This window comes from Nocardia altamirensis NBRC 108246, from assembly GCF_001612685.1.
Classification (GTDB): Bacteria; Actinomycetota; Actinomycetes; order Mycobacteriales; family Mycobacteriaceae; genus Nocardia; species Nocardia altamirensis.
Genome location: NZ_BDAY01000041.1, coordinates 49,336 through 62,365 on the forward strand (window position 1 = coordinate 49,336; position 13,030 = coordinate 62,365).

A 13,030-nucleotide genomic window follows, 5' to 3' on the forward strand; every position below is an offset into this window, starting at 1 on the left:
AGGTGACGCTCACGTCAATCGCGGTGTCGACCTGCACACAGCGGGCCGAGTAGGGGATGATCGTGGCGTGAGCGATACGGAAACCGTCAAGCAACAGCAGTTGCTGCCCACGCCTCCGCCCGCGGCGACACCCGTGTCGACCGACCCGGCGGCAGAGCAGTTGCCACGTGATCGCTACGTCAATCGCGAGTTGAGCTGGCTCGATTTCAATGCCCGGGTCCTCGCCCTGGCCGAGGACGCGTCGCTGCCGTTGCTGGAGCGTGCCAAATTCCTGGCCATCTTCGCGTCGAACCTCGACGAGTTCTACATGGTGCGGGTCGCAGGCCTCAAACGCAGGGCCGAGACCGGACTGCTCGTGCGCTCGGCGGACGGCCGCTCCCCCGGCGAACAACTGGAGTTGATCACCGCCCGTACCCAGGAGATCGCTGAACGTCATGCCAGGGTCTTCCTCGACGAGGTGCTGCCCGCGCTGACGGACGAGGGCATCGCGATCATCGACTGGACCGACCTGAACGACGACGAGCGTCAGCGCCTCTCCGGCTACTTCCAGGACCAGGTCTTCCCGGTGCTCACCCCGTTGGCGGTGGACCCGGCGCACCCCTTCCCCTACATCAGCGGCCTGAGCCTCAACCTCGCGGTGACGGTGAAGGATTCGTCCACCGGCGGCGAGCACTTCGCCCGCGTCAAGGTGCCGGACAACGTCGAGCGGTTCGTCCGGGTGCGCCGTGCCGACGCGAATTCGCCCATCCGCGCATTCCTTCCGATGGAGGAGCTGATCGCGGCGCACCTCGATCTGCTGTTCCCCGGCATGGAAGTGGTTGAGCAGCACTCGTTCCGGATCACCCGCAACGCCGACTTCGAGGTCGACGAGGACCGCGACGAGGACCTACTCCAGGCGCTGGAGCGCGAACTCGCGCGACGGCGCTTCGGATCGCCGGTGCGACTAGAGGTCTCCGACGACATGACCGAGCACATGCTCGAATTGCTGTTGCGTGAACTCGATGTCGACCCCGGCGACGTCATCCAGGTGCCAGGCCTGCTCGACCTGTCCTGCCTATGGCAGGTGTACGCGGTCGACCGGCCCAACCTCAAGGACACCCCGTACGTGCCTGCCACTCCGGCCGCGTTCGGCGAGCGGGAGACACCGCGCAACGTGTTCGCGGCGCTGCGCGAGGGCGACGTCCTCGTGCACCACCCGTACGACTCGTTCTCCACCAGCGTGCAGCGGTTCATCGAACAGGCCGCCGCGGACCCGCAGGTGCTCGCGATCAAGCAGACCCTCTACCGGACCTCCGGTGACTCACCGATCGTCAACGCGCTCATCGACGCCGCCGAAGCGGGCAAGCAGGTGGTCGCGCTGGTCGAGATCAAGGCGCGGTTCGACGAGCAGGCCAACATCAAATGGGCACGCGCACTGGAACAAGCGGGCGTGCACGTGGTCTACGGCCTCATCGGCCTCAAGACCCACTGCAAGACCTGTCTGGTGGTCCGGCGCGAAGGTGCGACCATCCGCCGCTACTGCCACATCGGCACCGGCAACTACAACCCGAAGACCGCGCGGCTCTACGAGGACGTCGGATTGCTCACCGCCGCACCGGAAATCGGTGCCGATCTGACCGATTTGTTCAATTCGCTGACCGGTTACTCCCGAAAAGAGAACTACCGCAACCTGCTTGTCGCGCCGCACGGCGTGCGCGCCGGGATCATCGAGCGGATCCAGCAGGAGACCGAACTGGCCAGGCAGGGCAAGGACGCCCGAATCCGGCTGAAGGCCAACGCGATCGTCGACGAGGAGATCATCGACGCGCTGTACCGGGCCTCGCAGGCGGGCGTCCCGGTGCAGATCGTGGTGCGCGGCATCTGCGGGCTGCGCCCCGGCGTGCCTGGCATGAGCGAGAACATCGAGGTCCGTTCGATCCTCGGCCGCTTCCTCGAGCATTCCCGCGTCCTGCACTTCCAGGCCCAGGACCAGTACTGGATCGGCAGTGCCGACATGATGCACCGCAACCTCGACCGGCGCGTGGAAGTGATGGCGCAGGTGAAGGATCCGCGCCTCACCGAGCAGCTCGGGTCGGTCTTCGACTCCGCGTTGGATCCCACCACCCGCTGCTGGGTACTCCAATCGGATGGAAACTGGCTGGCGTGGCCGGAGCACACCGGCGACGAGGCTGTGAAAGTACGTGACCACCAAGAGTTCTTGATGCGGCTGCGGAGGCCCGATCAACAGTGAGCGGCACCACGGGGTACGAGCTGGAGGGGGGACCCTTCTGGGATCCCCGAGTGACTGCCAACATTCACGCCGCGGGTGCGGTGCTGTGGCGGCGCCGACCGGGCGGCACGCTCGAGATCGCTGTCGTCCACCGCCCCAAGTATCAGGATTGGTCGCTGCCCAAGGGCAAGCTCGATCCCGGTGAGACACCGGTGCTCGCCGCGGTCCGCGAGGTCCGCGAGGAGACCGGGCTCGACTGCAGGCTCGGGCGCTACCTCGGGAAGGTCACGTATCCCGTTCCGGGGCACCGCAAGCTGAAGCGGGTCGACTACTGGTCGGCCGAGACGGTCGGCGGGGAATTCACCGCCAACGCCGAAGTGGACGTGCTGCAGTGGTATCCGCTGGATCGGGTGATGGACCAGTTGTCCTATCCGATGGATCGGCAGGTGGTGCGCTCGTTCACCAGGCTGCCCGCGGACACCCGCACGCTGCTGCTGGTGCGACACGCGAAAGCTGGTCGGCGCGACCGCTTCTCCGGGCCGGACCCGCTGCGTCCGCTGGACCGCAACGGCCAGGCGCAGGCCCGGGCTCTTGTCCCGAATCTGTTGGCGTTCGGGGCATCCCGGATCCATTCCGCCGACCCGGTGCGCTGCGTGCAGACGGTGACACCGCTCGCCGAGAAGCTGGACAGCGAGATCATCCTCGAGCCGACACTGTCCGAAATCGGTTATGCCGCAGCACAGGACGCGGCGCGGCAGCGGATGGTCGAGCTGGTGCCCGACACCGGGGTTCCCGTTGTGTGCAGTCAGGGCAAGGTGATTCCGGATCTGTTGCAGTGGTGGGCCACTCGCGACGGCATCACGTTGCCGTCGGCGCGCAATCGCAAAGGCAGTGTGTGGGTACTGTCGTTCGCGGATCGCAGGCTCGTCGCCGCCGACCATCTGGACCGGTCACTCTCGGCGGACGTCGTACCGTCCTGAGCGTCCCCAGACGCCGCCGTAACGCCCTTGCGCGGCAAGGTGGGCCGGGCCTCAGAACACGAGCCTGACCGGCCTACACACCGCACAGCTGAAAGATGGACCCTGACAGCCGAAACGGCCCCGGAAGACACGAGCCTGACCGGCCTACACACCGCACAGCTGAAAGATGGACCCTGACAGCCGAAACGGCCCCGGAAGCGTGCTTCCGGGGCCGTTTCGATCGGTATAGCGGGTGATTCAGCCTCCCGGCTGCCACCCGGCGCCAATACCGTACTGGCGCAGTACTAGCGGCGACCGCGAGCCGGCGCCTTCTTGGCGGCCGACTTCTTGGCGGGAGCCTTCTTGGCGACCGTCTTCTTGGCGGCCGTGACCTTCTTGGCAGCCGTCTTCTTGGCGGGAGCCTTCTTCGCGACCGTCTTCTTCACGGCGGTCTTCTTGGCGACCGTCTTCTTGGCGGCGGCCTTGGTCGCAGTCGTCTTGCGAGCGGCCGTCTTTGCGGGCGCCTTCTTGGCGGCCTTCTTTGCCGTGGTCTTGGCGGGGCCCTTGGTGGCGGTCGCCTTCTTGGCGGCGGTCTTCTTCGCCGCCGTCTTCTTGGCGGCGGCCTTCTTGGCTGCCACCGGCGCATTCACGCCGCGCTTAACGGCGGGACCGCTTGCGGCAAGCTTCTGCTTGCCCGCGATCACGGCCTTGAACTGCGCGCCCGGACGGAACGCAGGCACCGAAGTCGGCTTCACCTTGACGGTTTCGCCGGTGCGCGGGTTCCGCGCGACTCGCGCCGCACGCTTACGCTGTTCGAACACACCGAATCCGGTGATTGTGACGCTCTGACCCTTGTGCACCGCGCGCACGATGGTGTCGACCACATGCTCGACTGCCGCGGTGGCCGTGCGCCTGTCTGTACCCAACTTTTCGGTCAGAACGTCGATCAGTTCCGCCTTGTTCATTGAATCCTCCGCAGACTAATGGCCCGTCGTCGGACCGACTAGGTACCACGGTAAACCCACAATGGGCAAGAGTCTATGTGCCACGCCAAAATTCATGTGGTTTAGCACACGTCCAGCTACCGGCCCCCCGTTCATCCAGCTAACACCCAGGGGTGTTTAGTGCCTCTAAATATGTGCTGGCAGGGTAGTGGGTTTCCATGCTGGCCTTGTGTTTTCGAACTCGGCGATCGCGTCGCTGCGGCGCAGCGTGAGCCCGATGTCGTCCAATCCTTCGAGCAGACGCCACCGCGTGTAGTCATCAATATCGAACGGCAACACGGCGGTTCCAGCGGTCACCGTGCGGTCCTCCAGGTCCACAACCAATTCGAGACCGGGCTGTTCCTCGAGCAACTTCCAGAGCATTTCGACATCGTTCTGTGACATCTGGGCCGCCAGCAGGCCGCCCTTACCGGCATTGCCGCGGAAGATGTCGGCGAACCGCGACGAGATCACGACCCGAAACCCGTAGTCAGACAGCGCCCAGACGGCATGTTCGCGGGACGATCCCGTGCCGAAATCCGGTCCGGCCACCAGCACACTGCCCCGCTTGTAGGGCTCGACGTTGAGAATGAAGTCGGGATCAGTGCGCCATGCTGCGAACAGTCCGTCCTCGAATCCCGTGCGGGTCACCCGCTTCAGGTACACGGCCGGGATGATCTGGTCAGTATCCACATTGGAACGACGGAACGGTACGCCGATCCCCTTGTGCACGGTGAAGGCTTCCATTGATTCTCCTGAGTCGGTAGAGGTATCGCGTCCGGTCAGTCCAGATCCGCAGGCGAGGACAGGGTTCCACGGACCGCCGTCGCGGCCGCTACAAGCGGGGAAACCAGGTGCGTACGGCCACCTTTGCCCTGTCGGCCCTCGAAGTTGCGGTTCGACGTCGACGCGCAGCGCTGGCCCGGCTCGAGCTGATCCGGATTCATTCCCAGGCACATTGAGCAGCCCGCCTGCCGCCATTCGGCGCCCGCTGCGGCGAAAATCTCACCGAGTCCTTCTAATTCAGCCTGTGCGCGAACCCGCATCGATCCCGGTACAACCAGCATTCGCACGCCGTCCGCGACGTGGCGTCCCTTTAAAATCCCGGCCACGGCACGCAAATCCTCGATGCGTCCGTTGGTGCACGATCCGACGAATACCGTGTCGACCGCCACCTCGCGCAGCGGCGTTCCCGGGGTCAAATCCATGTACCGCAGCGCTTTCTCCGCGGACTCGCGCGCCGTCTCGTCGGCGATCTGGGCGGGGTCGGGCACCGATTCGCCAAGGGGCGCGCCCTGTCCCGGGTTGGTGCCCCAGGTGACGAACGGGGTCAGCTCGCGCGCGTCGATGTGCACCTCGGCGTCGAACCGCGCGCCCTCGTCGGTCTTGAGCGACTCCCAGGAGGCCACTGCTGCCGTCCAGTCGTCCCCCTGCGGGGCGTGCGGGCGGCCGGCGAGGAATTCATAGGTTGTTTCGTCTGGAGCGATCATGCCCGCTCTGGCGCCCGCTTCGATGGACATGTTGCAGATGGTCATTCGGGCCTCCATCGACATGGCCCTGATCGCCTCGCCGCGGTACTCGAGCACATAACCCTGACCGCCGCCGGTGCCGATCCTCGCGATGACGGCCAGAATCAGGTCTTTGCTCGTAACGCCGGGCCCAAGGGCGCCGTCGACGGTGATCGCCATCGTCTTGAACGGACGCAGGGAGAGCGTCTGGGTGGCGAGCACGTGCTCCACCTCGGAGGTGCCGATGCCCATCGCCAGCGCGCCGAACGCGCCGTGCGTCGAGGTGTGACTGTCACCGCAGACCACCGTCATGCCCGGTTGGGTCAGGCCGAGTTGCGGGCCGACCACGTGCACGATGCCCTGATCCAGATCGCCCATCGGATGCAACCGAACACCGAATTCCGCACAGTTGCGGCGCAGAGTTTCCACTTGCGTTCGCGAAATCGGATCCGCAATGGGTTTATCGATATCGACGGTCGGGACATTGTGGTCCTCGGTCGCGATGGTCAGATCGGGGCGCCGCACCGGCCTGCCTGCGGCGCGGAGGCCGTCGAAGGCCTGCGGGCTGGTCACTTCGTGCACCAGGTGCAGGTCGATGTAGATCAGGTCGGGTTCGCGCGCTGTGCCCTCTCCCTCGCCACGGGCGACGACATGCTGCTCCCACACCTTTTCGGCCATGGTGCGTGGCTGTGCCATTTTCGATCACCTTTCGACAAGCATCCGCCTCCGCGTTCCGGGCTGAGGACGGCGGCGGCTGCACACGTTTTTCGGATAGGCGAGATCGGATGTCCGAGCGGATTACCCGTGTCGGCGGTTCCGTGTGGATTCCCAACATCCGAGACGCTAGTATCGTTCTATGAGACAGCATAGCGGCATCGGCGTCCTCGACAAAGCAGTGGCGGTGTTGTACGCCGTCGCCGAGCACCCCTGCGGTCTCAACGACCTGTGCGCCCGCACCGGACTGCCGCGCGCGACCGCACATCGCCTCGCCGTCGGCCTGGAAGTGCATCGCCTGTTGGCGCGCGACAACAGCGGCATGTGGCGGCCGGGCCCCGCACTCGCCGAGCTGGCCGCAGGCGCCACAGATCCGCTGCTCGAGGCCGCGGCGGCGATCCTGCCCCGGCTACGCGAGATCACCGGCGAAAGCGTCCAGCTGTACCGCCAGGACGGCAATGCGCGGGTCTGCATCGCGGCCCTCGAACCGCCGGTCGGGCTGCGCGACACCGTTCCCGTCGGCGCGCGGCTGCCGTTGACCGCTGGTTCGGCCGCCAAAGTCCTGCTCGCCTGGGCCGATCCCGAACTGCAGCGGTCCATCCTCGCCGACGCCGTGTTCGGCGAACGCGCGCTGACCGAGGTGCGCAAGCGCGGCTGGGCGCAGAGCGCGGCCGAGCGGGCATCCGGCGTGGCGAGCGTGTCCGCACCCGTCCGCGACGCCACCGGGACCGTTGTCGCCGCCGTCTCGGTATCCGGACCCATCGACCGGATGGGCCGCAGGCCCGGCGCGCGCTGGGCGGCGGACCTGGTCGCGGCGGCGGAGGCGCTACACAAGCGCCTATAACACGTTCTAGAAATGACTCTCTAGAGTGAGCGAATGGGAGTCAATCAACGGGCACAGATCGTCATGTCCGACACCGAGATCACCGAGTTCCTGGAACGCAGCCGCATCGCGACGCTCGCGACCATCGGTCCGAAGGGCACACCGCACCTGACCGCCATGTGGTACGCGCTCATCGACGGTGAACTGTGGTTCGAGACGAAGACGAAATCGCAGAAGGCGGTCAACCTGCGCCGTGACCCGCGCATCACCTGCATGGTCGAAGCAGGCCAGACCTACGACCAGCTGCGTGGCGTCTCGATCGAAGGGCACGCCGAGATCGTCGACGACCCCGACAAGCTGTACGCGGTCGGTGTCAGCGTGTGGGAGCGCTACACCGGCCCCTATAGCGAAGAGGTCAGGCCGATGGTCGAAACCATGCTGCACAAGCGCAGCGCCATCCGCGTCGTCCCCGACCGGATCCGCAGCTGGGATCACCGCAAGCTCGGCCTCCCCCGGCTCCCGCTCGGCGGAACCACCGCGGCCCCACTCGACTGAGCTGCTCCGACACCGAGTTCGACGCCGAGCGAACGCGCACCGATATCGAACTGACATCGTGCGCCGCGCCGACTAACGTCGAATCGTTCGACACGAATCGGCCGGGCACCGCCGCCCGCAAGGGCGTGCGCCGCACGGCCGCGACGACGAGGAGCAGGCGATGGCGGATAGTTCCAACGGCTCAGGCAATCCCGAAGCCTCGAGCGCCGAAGAGGTGAAGCGCAAGTTCAAGGAGGCGCTGGAGCGGAAGAACAAGAACAGCGCCCGAACCGCCGACCATCTCGACGGCCGTTCCAAGGCCTCCGCGACCCACGGCAACGCCAGCCACAAGCGCGAGTTCCGGCGCAAGAGCGGGTAGCTCGTCGGACGAGAAAGGCCCTCCGGTCGATGACCGGGGGGCCTTCGCTGTGTGTTGGGCCGAATCCGGTGCTCAGCGGGCTTGTGAGGTGTGCAAGTGAGGTTGTCCACTAGTTGGGATGCGCCGGCGGGCAGCGGTCCTCCAGCGGGCTATCAGGGGGCGATCCGGAGCAGCTCACGGCCAGCGGTAAACCTGCAGCGCGAGACTTCCAACAGCAGACGATCAAAAGAGCTGCACGAGTCAATTTTGGATGTCTACATCCACGAGAGGCCTACGCCCCCTTGGCGACGCGCGCGCTGCGCGCGCAGCGCCGCAGCCGGGGGTCCGGGGGCGAAGCCCGCCGGGTGGGTTGCGGGGGCTTCGCCCCCGCAAGACATTGCGGAACAGAAAAGGCTCATGCTCTCCATGAGCATGAGCCTTCTATCTGTGTAGCCCCGACGGGATTCGAACCCGCGCTACCGCCTTGAGAGGGCGGCGTCCTAGGCCGCTAGACGACGGGGCCAGGACTGCTTCTCGTTCGCACGAGGAGCACCTTGGTTGATCTTTCGATCGGGAGGCTCGGCAAGCTTAACCGGCCGAGGCCCGGCGATCCAAATCGCCGGTTGCTGTACTGATTTCGGCCGCGCACCGATCTCGACAACATTCTCCGCTGGGGTACCAGGACTCGAACCTAGAATGGCTGAACCAGAATCAGCTGTGTTGCCAATTACACCATACCCCAATGACCTGGTGATTCAGCCTCGCAGTCTGGCTGACTGTGAGGCCGCGTTCCGGGCCGAGAAGAAGACTACCAAACGGCTACCGGTTAACTACAAATCGCCTGGTCAAAGCCACATTTTCCGCTGTGCGGACAGTTTTCAGGGCTGCGCGGTCCACTCCTGTGCTGAGCGCAGTCGCGCGAGAGTCAGGTCGCGGCCGAGTAGTTCGAGCGACTCGTACAGTGGCGGGCTGATGTGCGATCCGGTCACTGCGACGCGCACCGGCGCGAATGCCTTGCGCGGCTTGAGCCCTAGATCGTCTATCAGCGCGGTTTTGAGCGCTTCTTCGATCGCCGGGGTCGACCACTGCGTCAGTGGCTCCAGCGCAGTAATAGCGGCTTGCAATACCGGAGTTGCGTCTGCGCCGAGATTCTTTGCTCCCGCAGTGGGGTCGATCGCAAATTGTTCGGCGGGTGCCAACAAGAAACGCAACAGTTCCCAGGCATCCGACAACACGACGATCCGAGTCTGCACCAGATCGGCCGCTGCGGCGAACACCTTGTCGTCGATTTCGGCGCCGATATGACCGTGTACGGTCAGGTACTCGCGCAGTCGGTTGCTGAAATCGGCGGGCGCCAGCAATCGGATGTGCTCCGCGTTGAGGGCATCTGCCTTCTTCTGATCGAATCGGGCCGGATTCGAATTTACTTTCGATATGTCGAACGCCGCGACCATCTCCGCCATGGTGAACAGGTCGTGGTCGTCGGCGATGCTCCAACCGAGTAGCGCCAGGTAATTCAGCAAACCTTCAGGGATGAATCCGCGATCGCGGTGCGCGAACAGATTCGACTCCGGATCGCGCTTGGACAACTTCTTGTTGCCCTGGCCCATGACGAAGGGCAGGTGGCCGAACTCCGGGGTGAAGTCCGCAACACCGATTCGGCGCAGCGCGGCATACAGCGCGAGCTGGCGCGGGGTTGAGGAAAGCAGATCTTCGCCGCGCAACACATGGGTGATCTTCATCAATGCGTCGTCGACCGGGTTTACCAGCGTATACAGCGGATCGCCGGTGCCGCGGGTGAGCGCGAAGTCGGGCACCGTACCCGCCTTGAAGGTGGTCTCGCCGCGCACGAGGTCGTGCCAGGTGAGGTCTTCGTCGGGCATCCGGAGCCGAATCACCGCGGGGCGTCCGGCATCTCGGTATGCCGCGATCTGCTCGGCGGTGAGATCTCGGTCATAGTTGTCGTAACCAAGCTTGGGATCCCGTCCGGCGGCGCGATGCCTGGCCTCCACTTCCTCAGGCGTGGAGAAGGATTCGTAGGCTTCGCCAGCCTCCAGCAAACGCCGGACGACGTCCAGATGCAGGTCCTTGCGCAGCGACTGGCGGTACGGCTCGTAGGGGCCGCCGATCTCGGGGCCCTCGTCCCAGGTGAGGCCGAGCCAGCGCAGCGCGTCGAGCAGCGCGCGGTAGGACTCCTCGGAATCCCGTGCCGCGTCGGTGTCTTCGATGCGGAAGACGAATTTTCCACCGTGGTGTCTGGCATAGGCCCAGTTGAACAGCGCCGTCCGGATCAGGCCGACGTGTGGCGTTCCGGTCGGTGACGGGCAGAAGCGGACCCGTACTTCAGTCATGGCTCTCTTTCGCTATCTGATCGTTTCGAGTGACCTGCAAGCAGTCACTAGCTGATCGTTTCGAGTGACCTGCAAGCAGTCACTAGCGGTGTTTGGCGGCAACAGGATTGATCAGGGTTCCGATGCCCTCCACGGTCACGGACACCTGCTGTCCGGCCTGGACCGGGCCGACGCCCTCGGGCGTTCCGGTGAGGATGACATCACCGGGCAGCAGCGTCATCACGGTGGTGACCCACTCGATGAGCTTCGGAATGTCGTGCAGCAGAAGTGAAGTGCGGCTGCGCTGGCGCACCTCGCCGTCGAGCTCGGTGACGATCTCCAGATCCGATGGATCCAAGGAGGTTTCGATCCACGGTCCGAGCGGGCAGAAGGTGTCGTAGCCCTTGCCGCGCGTCCACTGCCCGTCGTGGCGCTGCTGGTCGCGGGCGGTCACGTCGTTGGCGACGGTGTAGCCGAGCACCACGTCGAGCGCGCGGGCCGCAGGCACGTCCTTGCACGGCCTGCCGATGACCACCGCGAGCTCACCCTCGTAGTCGACCTGAGAGGAGCTGGGCGGCAGGATGATCGGGGCATTCGGCCCGATGATCGAAGTGTTCGGCTTGAGGAAGATCACCGGGTCTTCCGGTGCGGGCCCGCCCATTTCGGCCGCGTGCGCCGCGTAGTTCTTGCCGATGCAGACCACCTTGCTCGCCAGGATCGGCGCGAGCAGGCGCACATCGGCCAGCGGCCAGCTCCGCCCGGTGAACGTCGGCGTACCGAACGGATGTTCCGCGATTTCCTTCGCGATGCTGTCGCTTCCCTCCGTTTCGATGCTGACGAACGCGACCCCATCGGGACTGGCAACTCGACCTAGACGCATGCCGGGCAGTCTATCGACCCGCTTCCACCTGCTCGAACGCGCCCGACCGGGCGGTCAGTACGGCCGGTGCCGCCGACTATCGTCCGCTGTGAGAGATCCGACAACCAGGTCGTAGGATCCGCGTACCCGCAGGGGTGTAGCGTGAATCTCGTTGTTCATTCATTGGGATATCTATCCCAAATTATGAGATTCCGAGGTGAGGCCGATGACCACCGTGACACAGCTGCACGAGGTACGACGGTGGTCCATGCTCGGCCTCGGTGTCTTCGCGCAAGCCGCGAGCGCGGTCTTCGTGAACGGTGTCGCCTTCCTGTTGCCCGCACTCACCGATCGCGGGATGTCACTGGCGGCAGCGGGTCTGCTGGTGGCGATGCCGACCGTCGGGCTGGTGTGCACGCTGATCGCGTGGGGCTACGTGGTCGACCGGATCGGCGAGCGAAAAGTACTGATCGGCGGGCCGCTACTGATGCTCGCGGCGGGTGCCGCGGCAGCAGCCAGCACGAACGACATCGCCCTCGGCGCACTGCTGTTCCTCGGCGGCGTCGGCGCGGCGAGCACCAACGGGGCGAGCGGTCGCCTCATCGTCGGCTGGTTCCCGCCGCATCGGCGCGGGCTGGCGATGGGGATCCGGCAGACGGCGCAGCCGCTCGGCGTCGCCGTCGGCGCGCTGGCCGTGCCCGCCGTCGCCGCGACATACGGTGTGCCCGCGGCCATTCTGGTGCCTGCGGCGATGGCAGGCCTCGCCGCCGTCGGCTGTCTGATCGGGATCGTCGACCCGCCGCGGCCGGCGAGAACCACGGATGTGGCGTTGCGCGCCAACCCTTATCGCGGCGACGACACGCTGTGGCGGATCCACGCCGTCTCTGTGCTGCTGGTCATACCGCAGGGTGTGGTGTGGACTTTCGCACTCTTGTGGTTGCATCGTGACGCCGGCTGGTCGTTGGCAGCCGCGGGGATTCTGGTGACCGGCACTCAGATCTTGGGCGCCGCAGGACGAATCGGCACGGGCGCGTGGTCGGACCGGGTCGGCAGCAGGCTCGGTCCGTTGCGCACGGTCGCGGTCGCCGCCGTGCTGTCGATGGCCGCGTTGGCGGTGACGGCGTGGGCCCACATGTGGTGGGCGGCAATTCCATTGCTGGTCGCCGCGTCGGTGATCACGGTTTCCGACAACGGTCTCGCCTTCACCGCCGTCGCCGAGCTCGCGGGACCGTACTGGAGCGGCCGCGGCCTCGGCATCCAGAACACCGGGCAGAATCTGGCGATGGCTGCGGTGCCGCCCGCGTTCGGAGCGCTCATTGCCACAAGCGGTTTCGCCGCCGCCTATCTCGTGGCGGCGGGGCTTGCGGTGGCCGCGGTCCCGCTGGTGCCGACCGGACGCCGCGGCGAATAGCCGTCCAGCCCTGACGGATTGGTGTCCGCCCGCACACCGGGGCGGGCACCGATTTGTCGCATATCGCACCTTTTTCAGCAGCACGCCCGATCGGTCACTGTTCGAAAGCGCTCCGCGACCAGCCTCGGGAAGGCTGGGAGCAACTCGGGGACAACATCTTTCACTCGACCGACCGGTTCGGCCTGTCGAACACCACGGAGCCGACGAGCCGCGATACCGAAGTGAACCAGGACCCTCTACGCACTCGTTGACACCTCAGTACCCCCGGTACTGATGTCGCATTTAGCGACATCACGTCGCCAAGTGCTACGGTAGAGAAAGCAAGTTGCTATCAATACCAGG

11 protein-coding genes and 2 tRNA genes are annotated in these 13,030 nt (G+C 65.6%); 6 read left to right on the forward strand and 7 right to left on the reverse strand.

Features of this window, described 5'->3' with window-relative positions; translation table 11 throughout:
• Positions 1 to 67 precede the first annotated feature (67 nt).
• Entirely contained in the window at positions 68 to 2,230 is a 2,163-nt protein-coding gene (locus NA11_RS22025; RefSeq protein ID WP_069163848.1) for an RNA degradosome polyphosphate kinase, read from the forward strand.
• Between the two features lie 50 nt (positions 2,231 to 2,280).
• Entirely contained in the window at positions 2,281 to 3,189 is a 909-nt protein-coding gene (locus NA11_RS22030) for an NUDIX hydrolase (RefSeq protein WP_069163849.1), read from the forward strand.
• Between the two features lie 284 nt (positions 3,190 to 3,473).
• On the opposite strand, the gene NA11_RS22035 is transcribed toward NA11_RS22030, so the two are convergent.
• From NA11_RS22035 to leuC, 3 genes are all read right to left on the reverse strand, one after another.
• On the reverse strand, positions 3,474 to 4,133 hold the full coding sequence (locus NA11_RS22035) for an HU family DNA-binding protein (protein ID WP_069163850.1): 660 nt from the start codon (positions 4,131 to 4,133) through the stop codon (positions 3,474 to 3,476).
• Between the two features lie 165 nt (positions 4,134 to 4,298).
• A complete protein-coding gene (gene leuD, locus NA11_RS22040) occupies positions 4,299 to 4,898 on the reverse strand; it encodes a 3-isopropylmalate dehydratase small subunit (protein WP_069163851.1) in 600 nt (199 codons plus the stop codon).
• Positions 4,899 to 4,933: 35 nt separating this feature from the next.
• Positions 4,934 to 6,355 (reverse strand): 3-isopropylmalate dehydratase large subunit, encoded by a 1,422-nt coding sequence (leuC, locus tag NA11_RS22045; protein WP_069163852.1) that lies wholly within the window; start codon positions 6,353 to 6,355, stop codon positions 4,934 to 4,936.
• 160 nt (positions 6,356 to 6,515) lie between these two features.
• On the opposite strand from leuC, the gene NA11_RS22050 reads away from it, so the two are divergent.
• From NA11_RS22050 to NA11_RS22060, 3 genes are all read left to right on the forward strand, one after another.
• On the forward strand, positions 6,516 to 7,217 hold the full coding sequence (locus tag NA11_RS22050; protein WP_069163853.1) for an IclR family transcriptional regulator: 702 nt from the start codon (positions 6,516 to 6,518) through the stop codon (positions 7,215 to 7,217).
• A gap of 33 nt (positions 7,218 to 7,250) precedes the next feature.
• Entirely contained in the window at positions 7,251 to 7,751 is a 501-nt protein-coding gene (locus NA11_RS22055) for a PPOX class F420-dependent oxidoreductase (protein WP_069163854.1), read from the forward strand.
• A 160-nt stretch (positions 7,752 to 7,911) separates the two neighbouring features.
• Complete coding sequence (locus tag NA11_RS22060) at positions 7,912 to 8,109, forward strand: DUF5302 domain-containing protein (RefSeq protein WP_069163855.1); 198 nt, start codon at positions 7,912 to 7,914, stop codon at positions 8,107 to 8,109.
• Between the two features lie 429 nt (positions 8,110 to 8,538).
• On the opposite strand, the gene NA11_RS22065 is transcribed toward NA11_RS22060, so the two are convergent.
• The 4 genes from NA11_RS22065 to NA11_RS22080 all read right to left on the reverse strand — a co-directional run bounded on the left by NA11_RS22065 (position 8,539) and on the right by NA11_RS22080 (position 11,298).
• A tRNA-Glu gene (locus tag NA11_RS22065) sits at positions 8,539 to 8,611 on the reverse strand.
• A gap of 147 nt (positions 8,612 to 8,758) precedes the next feature.
• A tRNA-Gln gene (locus NA11_RS22070) sits at positions 8,759 to 8,830 on the reverse strand.
• Between the two features lie 136 nt (positions 8,831 to 8,966).
• Positions 8,967 to 10,439, reverse strand: a complete 1,473-nt coding sequence (gltX, locus tag NA11_RS22075) for a glutamate--tRNA ligase (RefSeq protein ID WP_069163856.1) — start codon at positions 10,437 to 10,439, stop codon at positions 8,967 to 8,969.
• 82 nt (positions 10,440 to 10,521) lie between these two features.
• Positions 10,522 to 11,298, reverse strand: a complete 777-nt coding sequence (locus tag NA11_RS22080; protein WP_069163857.1) for a fumarylacetoacetate hydrolase family protein — start codon at positions 11,296 to 11,298, stop codon at positions 10,522 to 10,524.
• A 205-nt stretch (positions 11,299 to 11,503) separates the two neighbouring features.
• Between NA11_RS22080 and NA11_RS22085 the strand changes: the two genes are divergently transcribed.
• A complete protein-coding gene (locus NA11_RS22085; protein WP_069163858.1) occupies positions 11,504 to 12,688 on the forward strand; it encodes an MFS transporter in 1,185 nt (394 codons plus the stop codon).
• Positions 12,689 to 13,030: the final 342 nt, after the last annotated feature.